The 26,963-nt window shown below is 66.2% G+C and carries 24 protein-coding genes; 17 read left to right on the top strand and 7 right to left on the bottom strand.

Annotated features, from left to right (window positions below; all coding sequences use genetic code 11):
• Window positions 1-50: 50 nt before the first annotated feature.
• The 3 genes from leuS (at window position 51) to EP28_RS12595 (ending at window position 3,988) form a co-directional block, all read left to right on the top strand.
• On the top strand, window positions 51-2,765 hold the full coding sequence (gene leuS / locus EP28_RS12605) for a leucine--tRNA ligase (RefSeq protein ID WP_049984351.1): 2,715 nt from the start codon (window positions 51-53) through the stop codon (window positions 2,763-2,765).
• A gap of 155 nt (window positions 2,766-2,920) precedes the next feature.
• On the top strand, window positions 2,921-3,376 hold the full coding sequence (locus EP28_RS12600; RefSeq protein WP_080506152.1) for an arsenate reductase/protein-tyrosine-phosphatase family protein: 456 nt from the start codon (window positions 2,921-2,923) through the stop codon (window positions 3,374-3,376).
• A 90-nt stretch (window positions 3,377-3,466) separates the two neighbouring features.
• Window positions 3,467-3,988 (top strand): multiprotein bridging factor aMBF1, encoded by a 522-nt coding sequence (locus EP28_RS12595; protein ID WP_049984349.1) that lies wholly within the window; start codon window positions 3,467-3,469, stop codon window positions 3,986-3,988.
• An 11-nt stretch (window positions 3,989-3,999) separates the two neighbouring features.
• On the opposite strand, the gene EP28_RS12590 is transcribed toward EP28_RS12595, so the two are convergent.
• Window positions 4,000-4,809 (bottom strand): DICT sensory domain-containing protein, encoded by an 810-nt coding sequence (locus EP28_RS12590; RefSeq protein ID WP_049984348.1) that lies wholly within the window; start codon window positions 4,807-4,809, stop codon window positions 4,000-4,002.
• A 164-nt stretch (window positions 4,810-4,973) separates the two neighbouring features.
• Between EP28_RS12590 and tpiA the strand changes: the two genes are divergently transcribed.
• The 4 genes from tpiA to EP28_RS12570 all read left to right on the top strand — a co-directional run bounded on the left by tpiA (window position 4,974) and on the right by EP28_RS12570 (window position 9,389).
• Window positions 4,974-5,618, top strand: a complete 645-nt coding sequence (tpiA, locus tag EP28_RS12585) for a triose-phosphate isomerase (protein WP_049984347.1) — start codon at window positions 4,974-4,976, stop codon at window positions 5,616-5,618.
• 216 nt (window positions 5,619-5,834) lie between these two features.
• Window positions 5,835-7,766, top strand: coding sequence for a molecular chaperone DnaK (gene dnaK / locus EP28_RS12580; RefSeq protein WP_196219647.1), 1,932 nt, complete (start codon window positions 5,835-5,837; stop codon window positions 7,764-7,766).
• A gap of 46 nt (window positions 7,767-7,812) precedes the next feature.
• Window positions 7,813-8,973 carry a molecular chaperone DnaJ gene (gene dnaJ / locus EP28_RS12575; RefSeq protein WP_049984345.1) on the top strand — a complete coding sequence of 387 codons (1,161 nt, stop codon included), beginning with the start codon at window positions 7,813-7,815 and terminating at the stop codon, window positions 8,971-8,973.
• 95 nt (window positions 8,974-9,068) lie between these two features.
• The gene (locus EP28_RS12570) at window positions 9,069-9,389 is read left to right on the top strand and encodes a cupin domain-containing protein (RefSeq protein ID WP_049984344.1); all 321 of its coding nucleotides are present in this window, start codon (window positions 9,069-9,071) and stop codon (window positions 9,387-9,389) included.
• A 54-nt stretch (window positions 9,390-9,443) separates the two neighbouring features.
• Here the strand turns inward: EP28_RS12570 and EP28_RS12565 are convergent, their stop codons facing one another.
• Entirely contained in the window at window positions 9,444-9,836 is a 393-nt protein-coding gene (locus EP28_RS12565) for a DUF7475 family protein (RefSeq protein WP_049984343.1), read from the bottom strand.
• Between the two features lie 115 nt (window positions 9,837-9,951).
• Window positions 9,952-10,542, bottom strand: coding sequence for a 50S ribosomal protein L15e (locus EP28_RS12560; protein ID WP_049984342.1), 591 nt, complete (start codon window positions 10,540-10,542; stop codon window positions 9,952-9,954).
• Window positions 10,543-10,884: 342 nt separating this feature from the next.
• Here EP28_RS12560 and EP28_RS12555 point away from each other — a divergent pair, with 342 nt between their 5' ends.
• Entirely contained in the window at window positions 10,885-12,477 is a 1,593-nt protein-coding gene (locus EP28_RS12555; protein ID WP_049984341.1) for a hypothetical protein, read from the top strand.
• A 290-nt stretch (window positions 12,478-12,767) separates the two neighbouring features.
• On the opposite strand, the gene EP28_RS12550 is transcribed toward EP28_RS12555, so the two are convergent.
• The 3 genes from EP28_RS12550 to EP28_RS12540 all read right to left on the bottom strand — a co-directional run bounded on the left by EP28_RS12550 (window position 12,768) and on the right by EP28_RS12540 (window position 18,645).
• On the bottom strand, window positions 12,768-14,381 hold the full coding sequence (locus EP28_RS12550; protein ID WP_230455363.1) for a DUF7827 domain-containing protein: 1,614 nt from the start codon (window positions 14,379-14,381) through the stop codon (window positions 12,768-12,770).
• A 308-nt stretch (window positions 14,382-14,689) separates the two neighbouring features.
• Window positions 14,690-17,644 carry an HVO_2072 family ArtA-dependent S-layer glycoprotein gene (gene csg, locus EP28_RS12545; protein ID WP_155118489.1) on the bottom strand — a complete coding sequence of 985 codons (2,955 nt, stop codon included), beginning with the start codon at window positions 17,642-17,644 and terminating at the stop codon, window positions 14,690-14,692.
• 410 nt (window positions 17,645-18,054) lie between these two features.
• A complete protein-coding gene (locus EP28_RS12540) occupies window positions 18,055-18,645 on the bottom strand; it encodes a hypothetical protein (protein ID WP_049984340.1) in 591 nt (196 codons plus the stop codon).
• Between the two features lie 203 nt (window positions 18,646-18,848).
• Here EP28_RS12540 and EP28_RS12535 point away from each other — a divergent pair, with 203 nt between their 5' ends.
• From EP28_RS12535 to EP28_RS12505, 7 genes are all read left to right on the top strand, one after another.
• Window positions 18,849-19,424, top strand: coding sequence for a hypothetical protein (locus tag EP28_RS12535; RefSeq protein ID WP_049984339.1), 576 nt, complete (start codon window positions 18,849-18,851; stop codon window positions 19,422-19,424).
• 242 nt (window positions 19,425-19,666) lie between these two features.
• Complete coding sequence (locus EP28_RS12530) at window positions 19,667-20,566, top strand: hypothetical protein (RefSeq protein ID WP_049984338.1); 900 nt, start codon at window positions 19,667-19,669, stop codon at window positions 20,564-20,566.
• Between the two features lie 69 nt (window positions 20,567-20,635).
• On the top strand, window positions 20,636-21,178 hold the full coding sequence (locus EP28_RS12525) for a hypothetical protein (RefSeq protein WP_155118488.1): 543 nt from the start codon (window positions 20,636-20,638) through the stop codon (window positions 21,176-21,178).
• 157 nt (window positions 21,179-21,335) lie between these two features.
• Window positions 21,336-21,881: a DUF7344 domain-containing protein gene (locus EP28_RS12520; RefSeq protein WP_049984336.1), complete on the top strand. Its 546-nt coding sequence runs from the start codon at window positions 21,336-21,338 to the stop codon at window positions 21,879-21,881.
• A 131-nt stretch (window positions 21,882-22,012) separates the two neighbouring features.
• Window positions 22,013-23,068 carry a hypothetical protein gene (locus tag EP28_RS12515; RefSeq protein WP_049984335.1) on the top strand — a complete coding sequence of 352 codons (1,056 nt, stop codon included), beginning with the start codon at window positions 22,013-22,015 and terminating at the stop codon, window positions 23,066-23,068.
• A 10-nt stretch (window positions 23,069-23,078) separates the two neighbouring features.
• The gene (locus EP28_RS12510) at window positions 23,079-23,714 is read left to right on the top strand and encodes a protein-L-isoaspartate(D-aspartate) O-methyltransferase (protein ID WP_049984532.1); all 636 of its coding nucleotides are present in this window, start codon (window positions 23,079-23,081) and stop codon (window positions 23,712-23,714) included.
• Window positions 23,715-23,754: 40 nt separating this feature from the next.
• On the top strand, window positions 23,755-24,606 hold the full coding sequence (locus EP28_RS12505; RefSeq protein ID WP_049984334.1) for a protein-L-isoaspartate O-methyltransferase family protein: 852 nt from the start codon (window positions 23,755-23,757) through the stop codon (window positions 24,604-24,606).
• Between the two features lie 63 nt (window positions 24,607-24,669).
• Here the strand turns inward: EP28_RS12505 and EP28_RS12500 are convergent, their stop codons facing one another.
• The gene (locus EP28_RS12500) at window positions 24,670-25,146 is read right to left on the bottom strand and encodes a DUF7382 domain-containing protein (protein ID WP_049984333.1); all 477 of its coding nucleotides are present in this window, start codon (window positions 25,144-25,146) and stop codon (window positions 24,670-24,672) included.
• Between the two features lie 125 nt (window positions 25,147-25,271).
• On the opposite strand from EP28_RS12500, the gene EP28_RS12495 reads away from it, so the two are divergent.
• Window positions 25,272-26,516, top strand: a complete 1,245-nt coding sequence (locus EP28_RS12495; protein ID WP_080506151.1) for an ATP-binding protein — start codon at window positions 25,272-25,274, stop codon at window positions 26,514-26,516.
• Between the two features lie 19 nt (window positions 26,517-26,535).
• Window positions 26,536-26,883 (top strand): fluoride efflux transporter FluC, encoded by a 348-nt coding sequence (locus EP28_RS12490; protein ID WP_049984332.1) that lies wholly within the window; start codon window positions 26,536-26,538, stop codon window positions 26,881-26,883.
• The last annotated feature ends 80 nt before the right edge of the window (window positions 26,884-26,963 follow it).

Genomic DNA, 26,963 nt, shown 5'->3' with positions numbered 1-26,963 from the left:
CCCGGATGGAAAGCTATACGACGCCGACCCGACCACGAGTATATAAGCAGATGTCTCACGAGGGTTACGACCACACCGCGGTCGAAGAACGGTGGCAGGCGGCTTGGGCGGAGGCCGACGCGTACCGGACGCCGGACGAGGTTGACGACCCCACCTACGTGCTGGGGATGTACCCGTACCCGTCCGGGAAACTCCACATGGGGCACGTCCGCAACTACACGATCACGGACGCGTACGCCCGGTACCGCAGAATGCGCGGCGACGACGTGCTCCATCCGATGGGGTGGGACGCGTTCGGCCTCCCGGCCGAGAACGCCGCGAAGGAGCGCGACACCAACCCCCGCGACTGGACGTTCGACTGCATCGACACGATGCGCGGACAGATGCGGTCGATGGGGTTCGGCTACGACTGGGACCGGGAGATCACCACCTGTGTCCCCGAGTACTACGAGTGGAACCAGTGGCTGTTCTCCCGGTTCGCCGACGCGGATCTCGTCGAGCGGCGCGATGCCGAAGTGAACTGGTGTCCCTCCTGTGAGACCGTCCTCGCGGACGAACAGGTCGAGGGCGACGCCGAGCTGTGCTGGCGGTGTGACACGCCCGTCGAGACCCGCGACCTCGACCAGTGGTTCCTGAAGATCACCGAGTACGCGGACGAACTGCTGGAATCGATCGACGACCTCGAAGGCTGGCCGAACTCGGTGCGCCAGATGCAGCGCAACTGGATCGGCCGGCAGTACGGGACGACGCTCGACTTCGAAATCGAGGAGCACGGCCCCGTCGAGGCGTTCACGACTCGGGTGGACACGATCCACGGCGCGACGTTCTTCGCGCTCGCCCCCGATCACCCAATAAGCGAGGAACTGGCCGAAGCGGACGACGCAGTCCGCCGCTTCATCGAGGAGGAGGCCGATCCCGACGGCGACGAGCCGAACGGCGTCGAGACCGGTCTCACCGCCACCAACCCCGCCACGGGCGAGGAGATCCCCGTCTTCGTCGCCGACTTCGTGCTCTCCGACGTGGGGACGGGCGCGCTGATGGCCGTGCCGGGCCACGACGAGCGTGACCACGCCTTCGCCGAGAAGATGGGCGTCGACATCGAGCCGGTCGTCGCGCCCGAACCCGACGACTGGGACGGCGAGACGGTCCCGGACGCGCCAGACGTGAGCGACGAGCCGTTCACGGACGACGGCGTGCTCGTCAACTCCGGCGCGTACAGCGGTCTCGACAGTGAGACGGCGCGCGAGCGGCTGACAGACGACATCGAGAGCGCCGCGGAGAGCACCCAGTACCAGCTCCGAGACTGGGGGATCTCCCGCCAGCGCTACTGGGGCACGCCGATCCCTATCGTGCACTGTGACGACTGCGGCCCCGTGTCGGTACCCGACGAGGATCTGCCGGTCGAGCTGCCGGAGTTCATCAACACGACCGGCAACCCCCTCGACGCGGCAGAGACGTGGAAGCAGACGACCTGTCCGGAGTGTGGCGCGCAAGCGACCCGCGAGACGGACACGATGGACACGTTCGTCGACTCCTCGTGGTACTTCCTGCGGTACGTCTCGCCGGACCTCGCCGACGCGCCCTTCGATCTGGACCGCGCCAACGACTGGATGCCGGTCGACCAGTACGTCGGTGGCATCGAACACGCCGTGATGCACCTGCTGTACTCGCGGTTTTTCACCAAGGTGCTCGCCGACGAGGAGGGGTTAGCGCACCGCGAGCCGTTCACGAACCTGCTCGCGCAGGGAATGGTGCAGCTCGACGGCGAGAAGATGTCCAAATCGAAGGGAAACACGGTCTCGCCGCAGCGCATCGTCGAGGAGTACGGCGCGGACACCGCACGGCTGTTCATGATGCAGGCGGCCCAACCCGAGCGTGACTTCGACTGGAGCGAGGAAGGCGTCAAGTCGACGCATCGGTTCTTGGCGCGGCTCTCCGACCTCGTCGAGGAGTACGCCGCGGGCGACGTCGAGACGGCGGGCGCGGACGTGGTCGAGCCGGGCGACGCGGCCAACGCCACCGACTTGCCGCCCGACCGCGAGACGATCGACGAGTACGTCGCGGGCGAGACCGACGCCGCCGTCGCCATCGCAGGAGACGAGTACGACGACCTAACCTTCAACGTCGCGTTGCGCGAGGCACAGGACCTAGTGGGGACGCTTCGGAGCTACCGAGAGCACGCCGAGCCGCACCCCGCGGTATACGAGCGCGGACTCGACGTCGCCGTCCGACTGCTCGCGCCCGTCGCGCCGCACCTCGCGGAGGAGCTGTGGGAGACGCTCGGTCGCGACGGGCTCGTCGTCGACGCCGACTGGCCGACTGCGACCGCCGACCGCGAGACGGTCGAGCGCCGCCGCAGACTGGTGGCGAACACCCGCGAGGACGTGCGCGACATCGTCGACGTCGCCGGGATCGACGACCCCGAGCGGATCGACGTCGTCGTCGCGCCCGACTGGAAGTACGACGCCCTCGACATCGCGCTCGACAGCGACGCCGACAACCTCATCTCCGAACTCATGCAGGAGTCGCACATCCGCGAACAGGGCGACGCCGCCGCCGACTACGGGCAGGACCTGCAGGCGAACCGCGAGGCGCTACGGGAGACGCTCGCCGGCGACGACGAGTACGACGCGCTCCGCGCGGCCGCGTGGCTGATCGAGCGGGAGTTCGACGCGCCGGTGCGAGTCGAGCGCGCCGCCGACGCCGACGAGAGCATCGTCCGGAAGGCGGAGCCGGGTCGTCCCGCGATCGACATCACAGAGTAACCCCTGCGGCGCGTGCGCCTCGCACTCACGGGGAGGGGCTTGGTGACGGGCAGCGGGATCGCGCCGGACCGGCGGCCGAACACTCGGTAGCGGTCTATAGGCCTCCCTATCGCTCCGAAGCAACGACTAAATCGGTACCGCTCGCACATCGAGGCGTGACTCACCAGAGCGAGCAGCCGACTCACCGAGTCGCGTTTGTCTGCGTCCAGAACGCCGGGCGGAGCCAGATGGCGGCCGCGTTCGCCGAGCGCGAGCGCGACCGACGCGACGCGGCCGACCGGATCGAGATCGTGACAGGTGGGACGCGGCCTGCCGATCACGTCCACGACGTCGTCGTCGAGGCGATGGCGGAACTGGACATCGACCTGCGCGATCGAACGCCGCGAGAGGTGACGCCCGACGAGCTACATGCGATGGATCTCGTCGTCACGATGGGCTGTTCGGCCTCCGACGTCTGCCCGGCGGCGTGGAACGGCGAGAGCCGCGACTGGGGGCTCGACGACCCGGACGATAAGCCCGTCGAGGCGGTCCGAGCGATCCGTGACGAGATCGACGACCGCGTCGTCGCCCTGTTCGACGAGATCGTCTCTGAGACGCCGTCCGCGGAGTGACAGCGCACTCGCCGCCTTTCGAGCGGCGACCGCGTCGATTTGGGTGTCGCCGGCGCACCCTTTATACCACCGGGAGCGTAAGCGGCGTGTATGCCCCAGTGTGAGATGTGTGGTGCCGAGCAGGCCTCGCTGACGACAACGAAGGTCGAAGGCGCTGAGCTGGAGCTTTGCAGTTCGTGCACGGACTTCGGTACGGAGGTCCGCGACGAGTCCACGAGCTCCGGCGGCAGCAAGTACTCCACGAGTTCAGACACCGGGACGTCGTCGTCGTCCTCGTCGTCCTCGTCGTCTTCGTCCGGACAGTCGACCCGTCCCCGAGACATGTTCGACGACATGGACGAGATCGCGACGGACTACGACGAACGCATCCGTGCGGCCCGCGAATCAAGCGGCCTGAGCCAGGAGGAGCTCGCCGACCAGCTCAACGAGAAGGCGAGCCTCATCCGGAAACTCGAACGCGGCGACACCCTCCCCACGGACGAGGTCCAGCGCAAGCTCGAACGCGCGCTCGACATCTCGCTCGTCGAGGGACAGTCAGTCGACGACGCCGACTGGGACTCCGGTGACGCGGGGACCATGACGCTCGGCGACGTGGTCAAGCGAAAAGACTGATTCCGTCGCGACTACCGGTTTCGGCCGGTGTCGTCGCTCTCGCCGGTGTCGTCGCTCTCGCCGGTTTCGCGCGCCTCGTCGGCCGCCGGCCCGTACTCCTCCGTCAGGTAGTCGATGATCTCGTCTACCGTCTCCGGATCGTAGCTCCAGAACCCGTAGAACTCTCCGGACGCGCGCTCTTCGGCGAGGAGCGCGCACTTCGCCTCGTCGAGTCCGCCGCCGTCGTAGGCGACGAACCACGTCTCGCGGATCTCGGCCGTGCGGCCGACGTGGACCGTGTAGTGCTCGACGTCCGGCGCGTTCCCCTCGTCGGCCGCGTACGCGTGCACGTCGAGGTCCGTCTTCTCGCCGAGCACGTCGTAGGTGTCCGTCTCGCCGGTGAGCACGTCGAGCGTCTGGAACCCCGCGTGGAGTTCGCCGTCGCCGACGCGCCACGCGCGGTCTTCGATCTCGCGGGAGGCCGCAACCATGTCCGCCCGCGAGTACGAGGTGAACATCGTTTCGTCGAGGTGATCGAGGACCGCGCCTCCGGCCCGCGTCCCGCCGCGTCGCGACCCGACGGCGTCTCTGTCGCCGTCACCGCCTCCGGGCGGACCGGACCCGGGAAGGAGTTCGTCGACGCCGACCGCGGTGACGAACTCGCCGTCCCGAGCCAAGACGGCGAACGCCTCCGGCCCAGCGGCGCTCCGTTCGTCGACGATCCGGATGTTCCGGTCCGCGAAGTGATCCCGGAGCGCGTCCGCGTCCGTGGCGTCGGCGTTGTAGACGGTAAGCGTGGCCTCGTGAGCTTCCACGCCCGCGATGAGCTCGATGAGGGACATCTTCGTCCGCACCCACAGTGCCGGGGTATAAGGTCGTTTATGCTCTTTGACCCCCCGAGAGCCGACGGGATGACGACCCGGAGCCTCGAAGCGGTCACGCGCCGAAGCGGACAGCTGGCCCCGAAGCATGAACCTATTTGCGGCCGCGGGCCTCTCATACAGACATGTTCATCCTGGTGAACCTCAAGGCGTATCCCTGTGATCCGATCGAGGTAGCGACGGCCGCCCGCGACGTCGCCGAGGCGTCCGGCGCGCGGATCGCGGTCTCGCCGCAGGCCGCCGACATCGCCCGCGTCGCGGACACCGGCGTCGAGACGTGGGGCCAGCACGTCTCGCCGAACGCCCACGGCTCCCACACCGGTTCGACCCTCGCCGAGGCGGTCGCCGACAACGGTGCCGTCGGCACCCTGATCAACCACTCCGAGAACCGACTCACACTCGCGGACATCGACGGCTCGGTACGCGCGGCCGAGCGCGCCGACTTGGAGACCGTCGTCTGTGCCAACAACCCCGCACAGGTCGGTGCGGCCGCGGCACTCTCACCCGACGCCGTCGCCGTCGAGCCGCCGGAACTCATCGGCGGCGACGTCTCCGTCTCGACTGCGGACCCGGGGATAGTCGAGGACGCGGTCGCGGCCGCTGACGCGGTCGACTCCGACGTGGACGTGTTCTGCGGCGCTGGCGTCTCGACAGGCGAGGACGTGATCGCCGCCGGCGACCTCGGTGCCTCGGGCGTCCTGCTCGCCTCGGGCGTCGCCAAGGCCGACGACCCGGAGGCGGTGCTCGAAGACCTCGTCAGCGGGCTCTGAGCCCTCCGCGCCGCCCGCCACCGTGGGCCGCAGTCGCCCCGTTGCCCCCGACCGTGCTCGCCCCGCCGGCTGCTGCGCTTGCGGATCTGTATAAAGACATCGATGTGAGCGACTCACACGATCGAGAAATCGCACGACGCAAGCGGGTTCGGTGTCGCGGACGGATCGCGGCGTCTAGTAACCTTTAACCGACACAAGCCGCTACCTGTGGGCAAGATGGCGAGCAACAAGATTCTCGGTATCGACCTCGGTACCACCAACTCCGCCTTCGCGGTCATGGAGGGCGACGAGCCCGAGATCATCGCGAACGCGGAGGGCGACCGGACCACGCCGTCCGTCGTCGCGTTCGCCGACGACGACGAGCGACTCGTCGGGAAGCCGGCCAAGAATCAAGCCGTCCAGAACCCGGACCGCACGATCCAGTCGATCAAGCGGCACATGGGCGAGGACGACTATACCGTCGAGATCGGCGACGACGAGTACACGCCGGAGCAGGTCTCGGCGATGATCCTCCAGAAAATCAAACGCGACGCGGAGGAGTATCTCGGCGACGACGTCGAGAAGGCCGTGATCACGGTCCCCGCGTACTTCAACGACAAGCAGCGGCAGGCGACGAAGGACGCCGGCGAGATCGCCGGATTCGACGTCGAGCGCATCGTCAACGAGCCGACCGCGGCCTCGATGGCATACGGCCTCGACGACGAGTCCGACCAGACCGTCCTCGTGTACGACCTCGGTGGCGGCACGTTCGACGTCTCCGTCCTCGATCTCGGCGGCGGCGTCTACGAGGTCGTCGCCACGAACGGGGACAACGACCTCGGCGGCGACGACTGGGACGAGGCGCTCATCGACCACCTCGCAGATGAGTTCGAAAACGACCACGGGATCGACCTCCGCGAGGACCGACAGGCGCTCCAGCGGCTGAAAGACGCCGCAGAGGAGGCGAAGATCGAACTGTCGAGCAAGAAGGAGACGACGGTCAACCTCCCCTTCATCACCGCGACCGACAGCGGCCCGGTCCACCTCGAACAGTCCGTGACGCGCGCAACGTTCGAGAACCTCACGGGCGATCTGTTAGAGCGCACCGTCGGTCCGACGGAGCAGGCGCTTTCGGACGCCGGCTACGACAAAGGCGACATCGACGAGGTCATCCTCGTGGGCGGTTCCACCCGGATGCCGCAGGTCCAAGAGAAGGTCGAGGAACTGGTCGGTCAGGAGCCGAAAAAGAACGTCAACCCCGACGAGGCGGTCGCGCTCGGCGCGGCGGTCCAGGGCGGCGTCCTCTCCGGCGACGTCGACGATATCGTTCTGCTCGACGTGACGCCGCTCTCGCTCGGCATCGAAGTGAAGGGCGGTCTGTTCGAGCGGCTCATCGAGAAGAACACCACGATCCCGACGGAGGAGTCGAAGGTGTTCACGACGGCCGCGGACAACCAGACGTCCGTGAACGTCCGCGTCTTCCAGGGTGAACGTGAGATCGCAGAGGAGAACGAGCTGCTCGGCGCGTTCCAGCTCTCCGGCATCCCGCCGGCACCCGCGGGAACCCCGCAGATCGAGGTCTCCTTTAACATCGACGAGAACGGCATCGTCAACGTCGAGGCGGAAGATCAGGGCTCGGGCAACGCCGAGTCGATCACCATCGAGGGCGGTGTCGGCCTCTCCGACGAGGAGATAGAAGAGATGCAAGAGGAGGCCGAAAAGCACGCCGAAGAAGACGAGGCCCGCCGCGAGCGCATCGAGGCGCGAAACGAGGCCGAGACCTCGATCCAGCGCGCCGAGACGCTCCTCGAAGAGAACGAGGAGGAGCTCGACGCGGACCTCATCGACGACATCGAGGCGGCGATCGAAGACGTCGAAGAGACGCTCGAAGACGAGGACGCAGAGACCGAGGAGCTCGAATCCGTCACCGAGGCGCTCTCAGAGGAACTCCAGGAGATCGGCAAGCAGATGTATCAAGAGCAGGCGGCACAGGCCGGTCCGGGCGGCGCTGGCGGCGCGGCCGGCGGTCCCGGCGGCATGGGCGGTATGGGCGGCGCGGGCGGCCCCGGCGGCGCGGGTCCCGGCGGTGCGGCCGACGCGGACGACGAGGAGTACGTCGATGCCGACTTCGAGGACGTCGACGGCGACGAAGACGAAGACGACGAGTAGCTGTCACCCGACCCCGGCGGATCACCACACACTATTCACGTAACGCATGAGCGAAGACTTCTACGACGTCTTGGGCGTGTCGCGGGACGCCAGCGAAGACGAGATCAAACAGGCGTACCGCAAGCAGGCCGCCAAACACCACCCAGACGTCAGCGACGACGAGGACGCCGAAGAGCGGTTCAAGAAGATACAGAAGGCAAAAGAGGTGCTCACGGACGACGAGAAGCGCCGTCAGTACGACCAGCTCGGCCACGACAGGTTCACCGAGGCCGACAAGCGCGGTGCGACGGGCGGCGGTGGCCCCGGTGGGGCGGGCGGTCCGTTCGGTGGGGCCGGCGGCGCGGGCGGAGCCGGCGGCTTCGAGGACATCTTCAACCAGTTCTTCGGCGGCGGTCGCGGCGGCGGTGGCGGTCCCAACAACCGCCCCCGACAGGGACGCGACCTCAAGACGGGGCTCGAGATCACGCTCGAGGAGGCGTTCGAGGGCGCGACCAAACAGGTCACGCTCACCCGTCCGACGACCTGTGACACCTGTGAGGGCGCGGGTCATCCGCCAGACGCCGACGTCGAGACCTGCCCGCAGTGTAACGGCCGCGGACAGGTCCAGCAGGTTCAGCAGACGCCGCTCGGTCGCGTCCAACAGACCTCAACGTGTCCCCGGTGTGAGGGGACCGGCGAACTGTACAGCGAGGACTGTGCGGACTGCGGCGGCGACGGGGTCGTCCAAGAGGAGGCGACGCTCTCAGTGGAGATCCCGCCCGGCATCCGCTCCGGACAGAGCCTACGGATGGAGCGCGAGGGCGCGCCCGGCGAGAACGGCGGGCCGAACGGCGACCTGCTGATCGAAGTCGACGTCGACGTGGGCGACCGCTTCGAGCGCGACGGCGACGACTTACATGTGAGCGAGGCGATATCGTTCCCGCAGGCCGTCTTCGGCGACACGATCGAAATCGAGACGGTCGACGGTAGCGTCGAGATGGACGTCCCCGCAGGCACGCAAAGCGGGGAGACGTTCCGGCTGCAGGACAAAGGAATGCCTCGGCTGCGACGCCGCGGTCGCGGCGACCTCTACGTACAGGTCGGCGTGGTGATCCCCGAGTCGCTCAACGACGAGCAGCGCGAGGCGCTGGAGGCGTTCGCCGAGGCCGGCGGCGAGGACATCGACGTCGGCGGCGGCTTCTTCGAGAAGCTGAAGAGTTCCTTCTAGCGGTCGCGGGAGCGGTCGATGGCTTCCGGTGTATTCTCTCGGATCCCGTCTTCGCCGACCCGTAACTTTTCCGGCACCCACGGCGTACTCCCGATATGGGATACGACACGACCACCTACGACGACGTCGAACCGCGCGCGCCCGGCATGTACTTCCTCCGCGACGCGCTCGACTGTGAGCGTCTCGGTGTAACCGTCGTCGAAGCGGACGACGGGTGGGACGGACTGGAGCACGACCACGCCGAGGACGGCCACGAAGAGGTGTACGTGTTGATCCACGGCGAGGCGACGCTCACGGTCGACGGCGACCCCGTCGACCTCGGCCCCGGTGACGCGGTGCGCGTCGACGCCGACTCGACGCGTGACCTCTCTTTTTCTGCCGACGGCTCGAAGATGATCATCGCCGGCGCGCCCTGAGCGGACACGCCGCGGTCGCGTGTTATCTATCGATTGTACCGGAGTCTGCGCGGCTCACTCCCGCGAATAGCGGAACAGCGCGCTCGCCGCGAGGACTAGCTCAGCGCCCTTCGAGATGACGGCCGCCGGATTGAGCGACCCTTGCCGGTAGAACGCGTCCACGCTGAATCCTTGGAAGACGAACAGCGCGAGCACGGTCACGAGCGCGTAGCCCGCGGCCACGAGATACAGCTCCCGTCGCCATCGCCCCGAGACGTAGAGCCCGATGCCGCCGAGGAACCCGAGTCCGTTGAGAACGAACAGGGCAGCCATCATCTGGCTGAACTGTATCACTTGCGTCGCCAACACGAGGTGAAGGACGCCGGTGACTCCGGCGGCGAGGATAGCGATGTAGCTGGCCGGGTGTCTCGGTACCCCCGATTCGGTCGACGCCGTCGATGGTGCCATGGGCGCATTTCCCGACCGGCGCATATAACTCCGGCTTGCGGTCTCACGCCGTGACAAACGCGACTGTTCGTGTGCGAAACGGCGATGAAAATCGGAGCGTCGAAACCGCGCCGCGCTACTTGCCCTGCCGACCGTTACTGGAGACGCTCGGGCGGGTCTTCTCGGTGCCTTTTCCGCGCGTGCGCTGACCGCGGCCCTTGGTGCCGGCCGAGGTGAGTCCGCGGAATGCCCGACCCTTGTGGTCGTCGGACGTGATCCAACTCAGGTCGTCGTCGTTCTCGATCGCCGGGTGGGCGGGATCGACGAGGATGACTTCGTGCCACTTCTGGGAGCCGTCTTCGCCGACCCAGTAAGAGTTGAGCACGCGGAGGTTGCGGTACTTCCGCGAGGCGCGCTCCTCGGCGATGCGCTGGATCGACTTGCGCCGCGAGAGGCGGTTGACGCCCTGCCGCTTCGAGCGACGCCCGGCCTTGAACCGCTGTTTGCGCGAGCCGCCCTTGCGGACGCTCACGCGGGCGACGATGACGCCCTGTTTGGCCTTGTAGCCGAGTTCGCGAGCCTTGTCGAGTCGCGTGGGGCGCTCGATGCGCTCTATGGCCCCCTCGTCGCGCCACTCCTGTTTGCGCTGCCACTGCAGTTCCGCGAGCTTCCCCTCCTTGGGGGACCGCCATGCCTCCTTGATGTGCGAGTAGAAACTTCGTGCCATTGTGTGTTCGCGGACGGTTGCGATTCAGCCGCGAGGCGGCTACATGTCGTCTCGTCCCGGCGCGTCGGCGGCGAGCCGTCGACGCGGCCGGCGGCGAGTGCCCGCTGTGTCCGCACCAGCGAGTTACCCGTAGCTTCCCCGGGATAGGTTTTAACGGCTTCGCTACGCGCCGTGTGTGCGAACCGATACCGGTCGGCCGGCGGGGAGCGATCCGCGGCCGACGCCTCCAGCTATCTCTCGTGATAGCTGGCCCACTACAGTCAAGTGCCGACGAGGCGGTGAGACGCGTATACAGGTCTCGGTCGGCACGGCGACCCGATCCGACCGGACAGCCCGCTCCATATGATCTCACATACGACACCGTCGACCGCCGCGATCCGCGTTATCTGCTGTCTCGTCCTCTGTTTCGCGCTCGTCGGAGCTAGCGTCGGAGCCGACACCGCTGTTGCACAACAGGAGACGACGATCGACGTGTCGGTCGACGGCGACCGGCTCGTCGACGGCACCGAACACGTCGTCCTCACGGACCCGACGGCGAACGTCAGTGTCGAGGCGAACGCGACGATAGACCTGATCGAGATCCGCGTTGACGGCGACATCCGCCACACCTATCGACCCGACTCTCGGTCGTTCAGCCGGGCGATCCCGCTCGATCTCGACCCGAACGAGAACACGGTCGAGGTGATAGCGCGGGCCGACGATGTGGCCACGTTCGAAGCGACGATGACGAAACACACCGCCGCGCCGCGCGTGCGGTACACGTCTCCGTTCTCGACGAGCGTCCTCGGCGGACCCGACAACGAGACGAACGTTTCGAGCGGTCAGGTGCAACTCGCCGGGAGCCTCCACACCGTGTCGTCGGTGAGTCACATTCGCATCGAGCGGACACACGTGTACAGCGACGGCAACGAGACGAACTTGACGAACTGTGACAGCCAACCCGAGTGTCACACCGACCGGACGCTTCACCGCATAAACGACCCCGGCGACTCCTTCTCACAGGACCTGCTGCTCGGCGAGGGTCGAAACGAAATCGTCGCCCGATACACCGACGAGAACGGGCGGACGAACGTCGACTCGTTCAGACTCATCGTCGACGACGAGACCGATCCGGAAATCGATCTCGACGTTCCAAACGAGAGCTACGTCGATTCGGTCCGCGTCCGCGGGACGGTCCGCGACGAGACGAAACTCCACCGCGTGACGCTCAACCGGACAAGCAACAACGCGTCACAGGTACTGCTGACCGGAACCGATTCCGAGCCGGACCCGAACCGGTTCACACACGAGTTCGACACGACGGTTTCGCTGTACGACGCCGAAAACGAGTTCCGGCTCGTCGCCGAAGACGCCGCCGGCAACGTCCACGAACAGACGTTCACGGTCGAGTACGACCCGTCACCGAACATCTCCGTCACCGAAAACGAGACGAATACGACCGCAGAGACAGTCCGCGTCGCCGGTACCGTCTCCGAGGCGCAGATCTCTCGCGTGACGCTCGAAACGATCGACACGCGGTCCGGCGACCGACTCGACATCACTCGCGCCTACGAGGCGAACACGCCGACGACACGCGTCGAGTTCGACCAGTCTCTCACGGCCGTTCCCGGCCACACGGTCGTCAACGTCATCGTCTCCTACGGCAACAGACAGGTGACGAAATCCGTCACGCCCTCCGTCGACAGGCCGGCGGACGAGCGCGTGGCGAACGAGACTGCCTCCGACGCAAGCACGGAGTCCGCTCCCGAGAACGACACGAGCGGCGTGGTGAGTGCAGCCGAGACCGACGGTGCCACAGATGACGAGACCGGCGACGACGACTCGCCGGCAGACGGCGACGCGGGCGGACCGACCCTCGTGCCGCTTCGCACTCGCGACGCGTTCGGCGGCGTCGTCGTCGTCGGTGCGACGTACCTCCTCGGTCACTGGGTGTGAGACGCACACCTGCTCCGTTCCGCTTCTCTGCAACACCCCGTCGAGCCTCGGTCACTCCAGACTCTCGCCCCGGTGTCTCTCGGACTCGCCACGCGTGCGGAGACTGCGGACCGCTTTTCGGACGCAGCGCTGCTGGCGACGGAGACCGCGACTGATCACGTCACACTCCGGCAAGCACCTGCTGGGCGGCGGCCCGAGACTCGGGAGACGTCTCTCTGGAGTGACGGATTCTGGACCGTCGAACACCACGAGAACAACGGCGTGGTGCCGGGAGACGCGGACGAGGTCGGTCAGTTGTACTCGACCGGTCCGCCGATAACGGTGTCGTTGCGCTGGGCGGTGACCTCGATGTCGAAGTCCGACGCGGGGTTCTGGAGGTCGAAAGCACAGGAGACCCCGCCGGCGGAGTCGACCGTGGCCACGCAGTTGAGGACCTGACTGATGCCGCCGTTCGGCTCCTCGGCTTCCACGCGGATGATGACCGAACTGCCCGGTGCGAGGTTGGTGTCGGCGGTCACGGTCAGCCGGGGGTCATCGCCCACGGACCGGTCCGTGAACTCGACGGAGGGCTCGACGACCGCGAACGGCTGCCGCAGCGTCATGCGCGGGACGGGCTCGGGAGCGGCCTCGCCCACCGCGAGCGTCATCGCGTACTCGCCGGTCTCGAACGCGCCCGTGTCGACGGTCGCAACGAGCCCGCCGCCGGCGTGGTCGTAGCTCGTCTCGACAGCCGCGAGCGGTGCGATCGGCACGTCGCCGTCGGCCGTCGTCGGCCGGAGGTCAACGCCGTACCCGAGCGTTCCCTGTCCGGCGGGGCCGTACAGCACGGTCCCCCGCTCGTTGTGTGTCTCTCGCTCGCCGCGGAGCGTCACCGCGACGTCTTCTGCCCCCGTCGTGTCGGGGTTCTCCATCGCGTACGCCAGCCGGAACGTGTGGTTCTCCGAGACGGCGATCGGCCGGTCGAACGTGAGCGTCACGCGACCGTCCGTGCTCGTCCGGATGTTCTGGATGGCGATTCCGACGGAGCGGTCGACGAAGCCGTCGCCGGTCTCGTCGACGCCGATCGCCTCGATGTCGCTTCGAGAGAACTGGTGGACGCTCGCGGGCGGCGTGCCGCCGTCGACCCCGTAGTCGACGGTCACAGACCGCATCGACAGGGAGTCTTCAGGTGTCGTCTGTACCGCGTGCGTGGTTTGTGCGCCCGGTGTGCTGTCCGTCGGATACACGAGGTTACGGGCCGGCGCAGGCGATTCGACGACGCCGCCGAGTCCGCCGACGACGAAGCGCGTTCGGACGCGGTCGCCGCGGGCGGCGGAGACGGACGGTGCCGACGCGTCGGATGCGGCGGCCTCGTCTGTCGCTGCGGTCGCCTCGTCGCTCGCGGGTGCCCCCTCTTCGTCGGCGTCCGGGCCGACGACGCTGGCGTCGCTGCTCCCGGCGTCGGGCGCAGTGAGGGTGAGCACGGACGCGACGCTCGTCTCTGCGGTCGAGACGATCAGGTTGTAGCGGCCGGTGTCGAACACCGTCGCGTCGGTGGCGCTCGACTCGGAGAGGAGCCGGGCGGCGTCAGCGTCGCCCTCGGCAGTGAAGCGGTCGGCGGCGTCACCGTCGGCTCCGCGGAAGGTGTTGACGCGGACGCGGACGGTGCCGTCGTCGTCGCCGTCGCGGACGCGGAGCGTGGCCCGGTACTGTTGGTCGGACGAGCGAATTCGGAGGGTGGCCTGGTCGGTGTTGCGCAACTGGAGGTCGATCGTCGCGACGTCGCCCTGTGCGACCGTCGTCTGGCCGTCGCCGAAGCCGACGGCGGGGCCAGACTGCGCCGCTGCGGGGGCGGCAAACGGCGCAGCGATCCCCCCGAGACCGACGAGGAGGACCGCCGCGACGAGGGCGAGACGTGTGTGCATGTACGTGGTTTCCCGTACCGTCGTCGGGGGTAAATACTTTCTGTCCCGGGTGTCCGTGATCGACAGATATAGCGGCTCTATCTGCGGATTCGCTGTCGCGAGGATCACACGTCAGAGCCGTGGCCAGCTCGGTAGTGTGACGTATCGTGTCGTGTCCATGCGATCGTCGTCGATCACGGCATATCGTCGGTGTAGCGTCGCCGTGGTATCGACTCGCAGCGCTGTCGCTGGTCGGTGCGAGCGCGTTCGAAAAATGGAACCGCAAACCGCGTGAGCCGAACGGGCGTCCGTTCGGTGGTTAGTGGTCGTTAGTTGTCGCGACGGGTCGCGAGGAGCGCGGCCGCGACGAGGGCGACGAGGGCGACGAGCGCGCCGAAGCCGGGCGTGCCGTCGTCCGTGGAGCCGCCGTCCTCACCGTCGGAGCCACCGTCCTCACCGTCGGCGGAGCCGTCCTCGCCGTCGGTGGAACCGTCCTCACCGTCGGCGGAGCCGTCCTCACCGTCGGCGGAGCCGTCCTCACCGTCGTCAGCGCCGTCCTCACCGTCTTCACCGTCGGTGGTTTCGCGCTCTTCGACGATTTCGACCTCGACGCGGTCCGTACTGTCGCCGTCGTCGGCTTCGAGGATGTACGTACCGGTCTCAAGGTCGGACGTGTCGATCGTGGTCGACCACTGGCCGTCGTTCTCCCACTCGTCGGTCGAGGAAGAGATGACGGAGTTGTCGTTCTGGTCGAGCAGCTCGACCGTGATAGCCGCGTTGTCGGACTGGCGGTTCGTGTCACCGGCAGCGACCAGCGTCTCGCCGGTCGCGACGGGGTTCACGCCGCTAGCCTCTGCCTGCTCGGGGTAGACATCGCGGATCGAGAGCGTCGCGTCGTTCAGACGGAACGTCTCGGAGACCGTGATGTCGTCGCTACCGTCGGCGTCGACGGTGTTCGAGAGGAGGCGGCTGCGGACCTGCTCGCCGCTGCCGCTGCCACTAACACTCTGGATGTAACCAGTCAAGTAACTCGCTTCTGCAGAGTCACCAGCGCTGTGGGGAAGATCCTCACCATCGCCAATGACACCGTCACGACCCAGCGAGAATGCGTGAGCCGAGATGGGGCCTTGGCGGAGGTTACCCGCGTCGGCGATGTCGATGTCGTCCTGTTCGAAGGTCCCGTCGCCGTCGACGGAGACCGTGCGCGCAACCGTGTTACCACGGTCGTCAACGAACGCGATGACAACGTCGTCCTGCCCCTCGGCAGTACCTTCGACGTCGATCGTCGCGTCCTGCTCGGCGATCTGACCGTTGACCGTCGAGAAACTGGCAGTCAGGTCGCCCTCAGTCACGGTGATCGAGTAGCGGCTACTCGACGCACTGCTGAAGGCAGACGTTCCGATACTGTCCGTGTTGGAGTTGATCTCGGCGCGTGCGTCCGCCGCGTCAATCACGCCGATGTCGTAGTTGCCCTCGAACGAGAGCGTCTGGCTACCCGAGAAGGTGCCAGCATTTCCGTTTGCGTCCGAGAGGACAACGTCTGTCTCTTCGAACGTATCGTCGGAGTCAACCGAGATGAACTGGTCGCCGTCGATGTTGACGGGCTCCCAGTCGGTGTTGTCACGCACGTAGATACCGACTTCGTCGGCACTCTGAGCGGAACCGTTCACGTCAACTTCCTGCCCGACGACGTACTCGCCAGACGGGCTGTCGAGCGAGACGTCGCCCTCGTTGACATCGAAGCTGACATCGTCAGCGCTGTCGCCCAGCGCGGTCAGACTGTCGCCGCGGTTGTCACCTTCGTAGAGGTCAACGTCGATCGAGGAGTCATCGAGGTGCTGCGTCTCGATGGATCCCACTGCCTGCGTGCCGTCAATCTGGACGACAGCGTAGGCGTACGTGACATCGTCAACGCTGTTGATCGGGCTGGTAGCACCGGCGGAGTCGTTGTACGCACCAACATACTCCGTGTCCTCAACGTTACGGAAGATCCGCTGGACATCCTGCGCGCTGATGCCATCGCGGAAGTCCTGGCTCTCAACCACGAGAGTGTGGAAGTCGTTGTTGGTGCCACCGCTGACGGTGTACTGAAGGTTGTCGCCCTGAGTCACGCTGTCTTCGGCAGTTTCGAGCGTCAGCGTGTCCTGGTTGGTCGTCTCGATGGTGTATTCCTGCACGACGCTGTCGTAGTCGAGATCGTCAGCACCTTCGAAGATGATGGTGTACTCACCAGCATCTTCGGTACTTAGGTCAAGATCAACTCGTTCCTCACCATTGCCGTCGTCGTCGGAGAGGATGTCATTATTCGGACCGAGGACTTCGTCAGTGATTTCTGAACCACTGGGGTCTTCGACAGAGACTTCAATGTCTTCCGCCTGTCCGAAGTTCCACCCAGCGACGATTTCGAAGTCCCGGTTTTCGCCGCTGTCACTCACAGCACGAGTGCTGGCAATCTGGCTGACATCGTCACCATTCAGCTGAACCTCCGAGGTGGAGATACGTGGCTCTTGGACAACGATGTTGTAGCCATCGCTTGCTGCGTAGGTGCCGGTCGATGCGGTTTGTGAGATCGGGAGGTTGAGTGTCGTACCCTCTGCGTCACCGGCAGTCTTCTGGAGCGCTCCGGGGCTGACAGTGTCGCCAGCCGGGCTATCGTCAATGAAGATCAGATCATCTTCACCCTGGTAGACGGTTGAATTATTGTAGACAAACTCGTTGTCAGCCTGCCGGTCACCGTTGGTAGTGCTGTCGTACAAGTACGCCGAGTCAGTCACTGCACCAAGACGCGGTGCAGCAGTACCTTCGTCACTACTGGTGAATCCATCAGATTGGTTAAACAGATGGGCTGTGTACTCGCCGTAAGGACCCTCTGATAGAGAAACGGACACAGTAGTGGGGGACGTGGTTCCGTCCGCAACACCGGTAGCATTGTTGACTCCAGCGATGATGTCGTTACCGTCAGAGTCCTGATAAGTTACGACAATGGTTGCATTAGAGCTACCAGTGTCAGTATAGTTGTTGATGGTTACATCAACACTATTCGAATTTTGAGCCGTGTCGATACCTTGGTTGTCGAAGGTGATCTCGCTATTGTCAGCGTCAACAGCAGCTGCCGGCGCTGCAGCGAATCCGGCAGCAACCATGGAGATCACCATGAGCACACTGAAGAAGACCGCGTTGGCCTTCGATCGTGTATTATTGTCGTTTGTCATTGTTTGCATTTGTTGTCTGCATTCCGAGTACGCCAGCAGTTTTGTCCTCGACACTCCGTCTCGATTCGCCATCCGCGTCGAGACGGACGACGTGTGTCGGATTACTCGCTCCTGTCGCGTTCGGGGATAGGGGCATGATGACCATACAGTGGTTCTTATAAATACTTTGTGTGTATTCCGTGGTGTGTGAAACCGTCACAACCGGCGGGAGAGGCGTCGAGATGGGCGTTTTCGAAATCGGTCACAAACGCGTACTCTCTCGTATCTCTCGAACACGTCTTCGGTCGCGCCCCCAACACGCGCGTAAGTCATCTTATCCAGTTGGGGACATCCATCGGTAGTGCGTAGTCACGAGACCGACGAGTGTGGCGTGGCGTCAGCCACGCACGCGAAGTAGAACCGATCTGCTGCCGCGAAAAAGTCCGTCGAGTGCGACCGCGGTAGAACGGCAGTGCGTGAAGAGACGGCCTCAGACGACTCGACTAGCTGCTCTCAGTCGTTTCGGCGGTGATCGTGAGAGTGAACTCGGCGTCGCCGTCAATCGCGGAGATATCGCCATTACGCAGGTCGATCTCGACACCGAAGTTGAGCGAGTTTCCGGAATCGAGATCGAGGTCGCTCTGGTCGTCGAGGACGTTCGTACTGTCGGCGTCGTCGTCCGCATCGTACGTCGTCTCGTTCACCACGATGCTGAACGCCTCCTCGTGGTCCTCCTCGTCATCGTCGTCATCGAGCCCAGTCACGTCGATCGCGAAGCTGAGCACGTCGACGTCCTGCTCGCTGTTGTTCGCGATAGTGACCAGCTCGTCGAAGGTCGTGACGGCGTTCCGGTTGAGCCCGTTCTCGTCTTCACCGCTTCCGAGCGTGATCTCGATCGTCTCACCCGAGTCGTCGACGTACGGCCCGTCGTCGTCGACCGGCGTGAGCCCCAAGAGCGCGTTCGCGTCGCCGGTCGTCTCGACCGAGACCGTCCGCTCCGCTTCGACCGTGTCGAACGCCCCCGTACTCAAGATCGCGCCGCCGCCCGCGACCAGTCCGCCGAGTCCGATCAGAACGCTGCGTCTGTTTGCCATATCTACCCCATGCCCCTCTACCCACTTTGTATTGGCTCGCTTGAACCGCCGCAAGCGCGGCGTGAACCCGGTATCGCTCCCGTTGAACCGACCGGCGCAGCCGGTATCGAAGTTCCCACCCCGCGGACGCGACGGAAAGCCCACCAATACAAAGCCTTCGGGTGACGTATCGAGGGCACAGCGCGCACCTCGCTGCACACCGCATGATCACCCGACGACAGACCGCGATCGGCCTCGCCTCCGCGGCGCTCGGCAGCGCCGTCGTCAGCTCCGCGTCCGTCTTCTCCGGCAGCGCCGCGGCAGAGGCCGACCTTCGGATCGTCGTCTCCTCGACGCTCACGCTTCGTCCCGGGCGCGCGGGCGAAGACGGAGAGTACGTGCGGACCGACGCCGACGACCGCGTCGAGGCGATCGAAATCGAGAAGCTGAACCGCCGGTCGATCTCTCGGTTAGAGGACCTCGTCGTGGTCGGAAACGAGGGCGACGTGTCCTACGACCGCCTCGCCTTCGAGTTTGTTCCGGCCGGCGACGACGCTGACGAACAGAGCGCAGACGTCGCCGCGACCCTTAGCGTCGTCTCCGGCGACGAACCGACCGAGACAGACGACGAGGGGCGGACGACGCTGCTCGCGGCCCCCGACGAGACGTTCGACCCCGGCGACGCGGTGTCGTTCGGACTGGTCGTGAACCTGATCGCAGACGACGCGCCCGGCGACCTCGACGCGATCCCGGACGGCGCGAGCGTCAGACTGGAGATCGCCGCGGTCGACGAGGAATGATCGAATTCTGATGTTTGTCCCACACGCGGAACTGACTGGGCCGTGGTAACGTGCGACACGAACAGTCATGTCTCGAACGGATCTCGCTCCGATCGGGTGGTGTAGCGCGGTCATCGTGCGGATTCAAGCGGCGCTTGAATCGACGCTTGATTTCGTGGACCCGTTCAAGCCTGCCCTTCGGTCGTTTCAGGTAACTCACTACTAAGTGGATACCGGCACAGGATCGAGTAGGTGGAAGCTACATGGTCAAACGACGCAGCATGGTGATCGGGCTCGGCGCGCTGGCGACCGGGAGCGGGGCAGTGTTCTCGTCGGCGGCGTTCTCGAATTCAACGGCATCAAGTGCCGACTTGCGGGTGGTCGTCGAGGAAACGCTGAATTTCGAGCCGAACGAAGATGCGGTCAACGGGGACACTATCCTCGGCCCAGATCAGTTCGACGATATCGCTGATGTTGATGACTTCTTTGACGATCAAGACACTCTCGACAGCAGTCTTGAAACACCAATCGCAGCGACGAACGGAGCGGCGAATGAGAACCTCAGGCTAGTCGCTGCAGTCGATTTCGGCCAGACAGCAACGTTCTCCGAGCTGTTTACCCTCAAAAACGACACTTCTGAACCGGTTGATGTCGGTATTGCGTACGACCGAAACGACACCGATTCCGGATTTCTCGACAACAGTGCAACCGGACAATACGGCGGAGACATCGCGGTCAACGACGAAGGTGGCCTCTCGCCGGCGCTCTCACGAGCCTCATACCAGTTCGTAATGAGCGATCCCGGTCCTCTCGAGTTCACCGATGGCGGCGGCTCCGTCACTGGTCTGATCTCACCGGCGAAGAATGGCAGTTTTATCGGAGACGATCCGGAAGTAGATCAGGGAAGTGCTGACAGCGTCGTCGGTAGCGGTTCCAGTGGTATCGACGCTCGCGATCGGCCAGCGAGTGCGGTCAGGCTGGATCCTGGGGAGGAAACTACTGTTGATCTCGTCGTTGACACAACGTACGACTCTGATGTCCGAGACGCGCTCCAAACACAGGCTGACTTCGGCGGTAACGGGTTCGGTACTAGAAGAGCGACGATCGACTTGTTGGATGGGCTGACGGTCGGGACGCTCGACGATCCGACATCCAGTAATTAACCGCTCACCGCTTGCGCACCGTGCAGTGATGAGCAAAGCTATTTGATGCGTTCAATTCAGTATCATGGCATGTCCTCTCGGCGAAAAGCAACCGTGGCCGCCGGGATCACGGTCATGACAAGCCTCGGTGGCTGTCTCGACAGATTACTCGACCGATCCACTGGTACCGACTCAGGCACAGTTGTGCAACAGCGAGAGATCGTCATCACGTACGACGACGCGGTCGCCGCCCGCAACGATGCCACAACGGCCCGCGACGAGGGGGTCACCGCGTTCAACGAGGCGTCGTACGCCGCCGCGATCGAGTTGATCGAGCGCGCGCTGTCGGACTACCGAACCGCGAACGGGGGGTTCACCGAGGCGGCCGACCTCGCCCGCGACCTCTCCGAGGACGACGCCACCGCGCTCTGTGAGACGGCCATCACGGAGACGGCCCTGCAGATCGACGCCACGGAGGCGGCCCTCTCGGCGGCGCGGGCGGCCGACGAGGGCGCGGACGCCGAGACGATCAACGGCCACATCGAGACGTTCCGTACCAATCGCGACGAGGCCGCGGCGCTCACCGTGGAAGACACCGACGCAGTCGCGAGCGCGCTCGGCTTAGAACCGTAGCGTCGCGTTCGCCCGTTTCCCGTTCTGATCCGACACCCGAATAGTATATACGGATTGAAACGAACGATTCGCGTGAGATGTGTGCGAGCAGAGTCCCTCCACGGGTTCGAGCGCTGCCGCCACGCCGGATTCCCCCTCGGGCGGAGGCATCGTGAGCGTGTCGCTCACGGACCAGCGGGAGTACACCCGACCGGAGAAAGACGAGCTGTACGACCTGTTGAGCAACCACCGCCGGCGGTACGTGATACACTTCTGTAAGCAGGCGGAGGAGCCGCTGTCGCTGTCGGATCTGGCGGAGCGGGTGGCCGCCCGCGAGCAGGACAAGTCGGTGGCGGAGCTCACCTCGGCCGAGCGCAAGCGGGTGTACACCTCCCTCCAGCAGACGCACCTCGACAGGCTGGCCGACGCGGGCATGATCGCGTACGACGGCGACCAGATCGAACTCACCGACGGGGCTGCGGCCCTCGACGTCTACCTCGACGTCGTCCCCGAAGGATCGATCTCGTGGGGCGTCTACTACCTCGGCGTCTCGCTCCTGTCCGCGGTCGTGCTGGCCGGCATGTGGGTCGGGTTCGTCCCGACCGAGACCGTTCCGGAGATCGGGTGGGCCGCGATTATCCTCGCGGTGTTTCTCGTCTCCTCGGTCGCGCAGGTGGTCCAGAGCCGGCGCTATCGGCTCGGCGGGAGCGAGGAACCCCCGTGACGCGCGTTCAGGCACCGCAATACTATAGGTCGGCGTCGCCTATCTCGGACACGAAGTGACGACTGCCGGCCGCTGGACCGTGAGCAAGCCGGTCAGACCGGTGTGAGACGATCCGGGGATACGGAGACACCATGGGACAGAAACGACGGCGCAGCCGCGGTAATTCGAGCGGTCTCGTGAGCCGCCGCGCCGCCCTCGGTGTCCTCCTCACCGGCGGTGCCGCTGCCGCCGGCGTTCAGGGGACGGGCGCGTTTTCGGCGGTCACCGGCGACCGGCAGTTCAGCGTCGGGACCGCGGACGACGACACCGCGCTCCTCGGGATCGAGCCCCGCGATCCGACGGGCACGTCGGGCGACACGGTGTCGTTGCTCACCGTGACGAACCGATTTTCGGAGTCGCTGACGCTCGAACAAGTCGGCGTCGTCGACGCCGGGTCGCTCGGAATCACCCGAACCGATCTGCAGATCGACCGGTGGACGCTCCAGTCGGGCGAGTCGACCGACATCGAGGCCGAGCTGGCGTGCGCCTCGGGCGCGACCGACGACATCGCCCTCGCGATCCGCGCGGTCACTACTGACCGCGACGAGTCGATCGAGCTCACACGGTCGACGACGGTCGCGTGTCAGGCCCCGGCCGCGCAGTGTCTCACCGATCCGGAGATCGAACTCGAAGACGAGACCGTCCCGTGTATCGATATCGACCTCCGGGGCGGCGGGGAGGTCGAGATCGAAGCCGAAGACAGCGTCGTCACCGGCGACGCGACGATCACGCTCGGTGGCGGCGGCGAGGTCTCGGTCGAACTGGAGGGAAGCGAGATCCGCGGCGACCTCCACGTTCAGATCCGGGGCGGCGGAAACGTCTCAATATCGCTCGAAGACAGCGACATTCGGGGAGAGCTTCGGATCGACACTCCCGGCGGAGCCGAAGTCGAGATCGACATGGAGAACGCCACGATCGGCGGCGGCGTCGCCGCTACGCTTGGCGGCGGCGGAACACTCTCGCTGTCGATGGACGGGAGCACTATCGGCGACGACACGGTGATCACCACCGGCGGCGGCGCGAGCGTCGAAGTCGAGATGGACGAAAGCGCGATCCGCGGCGATCTCGCCGTCGACACGAAGGGAGGAAGCAGCGTCGAAATCGAGACGAAAGACAGCGAGATCCATGGATCGCGTCCGAACGCCTGAGGTGAACGATATGGACGACACCGAGTACGCACGGGCTCGCAGAGACCTGGTCGCAGACCTCCGACGGCGGCTCGACGTGAGCGAGACCGTCCTCTCTGCGATCGAGGCGGTCCCTCGCCACGCGTTCGTTCCGGAGCCGCAGCGGCAGAACGCCTACGAGGACCGCCCTCTGCCGATCGGACACGACCAGACGATAAGCGCGCCCCACATGGTCGCGATCATGACCGACCTCCTCGATCTCGGTCCGGGCGATCGAGTCTTCGAGGTGGGGACCGGCTGCGGATACCACGCCGCCGTCCTCGCCGAGATCGTCGGCCCGGGGAACGTCTTCACGGCCGAGTACGTCCCGAAACTGGCCGAGGCGGCACGCGACCGGCTCGATCGGCTCGGGTACGATGTCACCGTGTACGCGGGAGACGCCCGAGAGGCGTTTCGAGAGGAGCCACCGTTCGCGGCCGCGTCGGTGACGTGTGCGCCCGATGGCGACGTCCCCGAATCGATCGTCGACCGGGTCGAAATCGGCGGTCGGATCGTCGCACCCGTCGGTGACGAGACGGGTCGACAGCGGCTCGTGCGTCTCACCGTCCGAGACGACGGCATCGAGCGCGAGGACCACGGCGGCGTTCGCTTCGTCCCGATGCGGTGACGAACGAGCGGTTTTAAAACACGGAGCACCGAGCAACGGCATGGACGAGGCGTCGATCCGCGCCGACGCGATCGAGGGGCTCGAACACCAGCTCGACGAGCCGCTGGACGCGTCCGTACTGACGGCGCTCCAGCGCGTTTCCCGCGAGCCGTTCGTCGACGACGCCTCGCGATCGGGCGGTAGGGGTCAGACCGGCGACGACGCGACCGGCTCGCTCTCGACCGCGACCGTCGTCCGACTGATCACGGCCTTGGACGTCGCCGAGGGCGACGACGTGCTCGTCGTCGGTGCCGGCGCGGGTTACTCCGTCGCGATGATCGCCGAGATCGCCGGCGCGCGCCACGTACACGCGGTCGACATCGACCGCGAGGCCGTCTGGGCCGCGCGGTCGAACCTCTCTACGGCCGGCTACGACGCGGTGCTCGTCGATCGGCGGGACGGCGTCAACGGGCTACCGGAGTACGCGCCGTACGACCGGATCCTCCTCGAAGCGTCCGTCGTCGAGCCGCCGCGCGCGCTCCGCGACCAACTCGCCGCGACCGGTCGGATCGTCTACCCGCGCGGTACGACCGTTCAGACGATCGCCGCCATCGAACCCGACGCGGTCGGCGAACCCGACGCCCAGACGGCTCACGACGTTGACCCCGGCTCGGACGCTGCGCCCGAGCAGCCACCCGACCGATCCTCGACCGAAGCCGATACCGCCCCGCCGGGGTTCAGCACCGTCGAGACCGCCGGGCCGGTCCGGATCGATCCGATGCTCGTCGACGGCGAGCAGGGGGGCGTCGAGCGGAACCGGACCCGGAGGGAAGACGCCGAGTGGGCACAGCAGGGCCACTTCGCCCCCCACGGCTGGGAGCAGGAGTGGATCGACTGGGACGACCGGATCTGAGGGTTCACTCGCGGTCGCAGTCGACCGGGACAGATAGAACGCGTCGATTCCGACCGGATCCGTTCACTCGGCGATGACGAGCACCTCCGTGTTCTCACGCTCGTCGACGTAATCGCCCTCTGCCGGCGGCTTGACCTCGATCGTGAGCGTTCCGTCCGGCTGGTTCGGCCCCAGCTCCGGATCGATATCCACGCGCGCGGTCCCGTCCGCGTTCGTCTTTCCGGTAGCGACGCCGTCGATCCGCGCCGAACCGCTCCGGACGATCACCGTCGCGTCGGCGACGGCCCCGCCGTCGGGGTCGAACACCGTGACCGCGAGTGACTGGTCGCCCGGCGTCGTCACCTCCGGCTGGGGTCTGGCGTCGAGTTCCGTCGCCGCCAGTCCGTCGATGTCGCCGATCATTCCCATCATCACGCTGAGGCTCGCGACCCCGACGACGAGCGCGATCACCAGCCTGACCGGCAGTCCTTCTATCGCACGACGATCCGTCCGAAACGATCGCCGGTTGGCGGTGCGTCCGTCCCGCTTCGAGTTGACCATACCCCCGCTGGCCGCGGTATCGCTGATAAGGGGTCGGACCGGTCCGACCGCGCGGCTCGATCGCGGTCGTCGGGGCCGCTTCGCGCGCCCGACGCTTATTGTACGATACCGCGGCCCCGATCGGTATGCATGTGATCGGACGCGACGACGCGGAGTCGGTCAGATCCCGCGAGTCTGCGGTCAACGACGGCGAGACGACCGCATCGCCCGTTCAGCCGCCGACAGTTCCGCTCGGGTCGTTTCTGGCTCGTGACGGGAGCACCGGAGCGGCGGTCGGCGTCGACGCAGACGGTCCGCACGCCGCCGTCGTCTTCGGAAAGCGAGGGACCGGGAAGTCGTACACGCTCGGCGTCATCGCCGAGGGGCTCGCGGCCGCCGACGGCGTCGTCCCGGTCGTCGTCGACCCAATGGGTGTGTTCTCCGGCCTCCGTGACGCCGGCGGTCGCGTCGTCGAGCCGACCGTCCGCCCTGCCGCGATCCCGGCGAGCGCGTGGCCGGGCCTGCTCGGACTCGACTCCACGAGCGGCGCGGGGAGTCTGCTCTGGCGAGCCGTCGCCGAGGCGGGTTCGGCAGCGGCCGGCGGCCGGCGGAACGGACCGTCGCCCGATTCCGGAACGGGAGCCCCATCGCCGTCTCTCGACGACGTTCGCGGCCGGATCGAGGCGTCGGAGGCACCGGACGCCGCTCGCCGAGCCGCCGACAACCACCTTCGACTCGCCGAGTCGTGGGGCGTCTTCGACGCCGCGGCGACGTCGGTCGAGAGCTTCGCTGCCGACGGGACACCGACCGTGCTCGACCTCGCCGGCGTTCCGGAGCGGGCCGCGGCCGCGGTCGTCCGAGCGGTCGCCCGCGGACTCTACGACGCGCAGGTCGCCGGCCGGCTCGATCGGCTTCCGTGGCTGCTCGTCGACGAGGCGCACGCCTTCTTCGGCGGCGTCGCCGAGCCGGCGCTGCGGACGCTCCTCACACGCGGCCGCGCGCCCGGCGTGTCGCTCGTCTGCGCGACACAGCGCCCCGGCGCGCTGCCGAGCGTGGCGGTCTCGCAGTCTGACCTCATCGTCGCCCACCGACTGACCGCCGAGGGCGACGTCGCGCGACTCGCGGAGGCGGAGGCGACGTACCTCGCCGGATCGCTCGCCTCACGGCTCCCGACGGGCACCGGCGAGGCGCTCGTCGTCGACGACGCGACCGAGACGGCACACACCGTTCGCGTTCGCGAACGGCGGACCTCACACGGCGGCGGCAGTCCCCGCGCGAGCCAGACACGGGCGGCGGTCGATCGACCGGACGACGACGGCGCGACTGTCAGTGGGGTCTGCAGGCCCGACGCGCCGGACGGGAGTTCACGCGAGTCAGAAGGTCCAAGATGACCGGCAGTGATGCCCGAGTATGGAACGGACGTGGCTCGGCTATCTCCTCGTGGCCGCCGGCGGATTCGTCGGCGCGGCCGCTCGATACGGCGTCGACGTGGCTGCGGGAGATCTGACCGGGGTCGGTACGCTCGCGGTGAACATCTCCGGGTCGCTCGTGCTCGGTGTGCTCGTGGCGCGCGCGACCACGACGCGTACTCAACTGTTCGTCGGGACCGGCGCGCTCTCGTCGTTTACGACCTACAGCACGTTCGTCGGCGACGCGGTGGCGCTCGGCACAATCGCAGGCAGCGCGTACGTCGCCGTGAGCTACGGGTTCGGGTTCGCAGCGGCGGCCGGCGGGCTACTGATCGGAGGTCGGCTGTGAGAGTGATCGGGAGGTCGGCTGTGAGAGTGATCGGGAGGTCGGCTGTGAGAGTGATCGGGAGGTCGGCTGTGAGAGTGATC

The sequence above is a fragment of the Halorubrum sp. BV1 genome (genome assembly GCF_000746205.1).
In the GTDB taxonomy this organism is placed as follows: Archaea; Halobacteriota; Halobacteria; order Halobacteriales; family Haloferacaceae; genus Halorubrum.
Note: the sequence above shows the minus strand (reverse complement) of the source record. Positions and strands in the feature narration are given on the sequence as shown.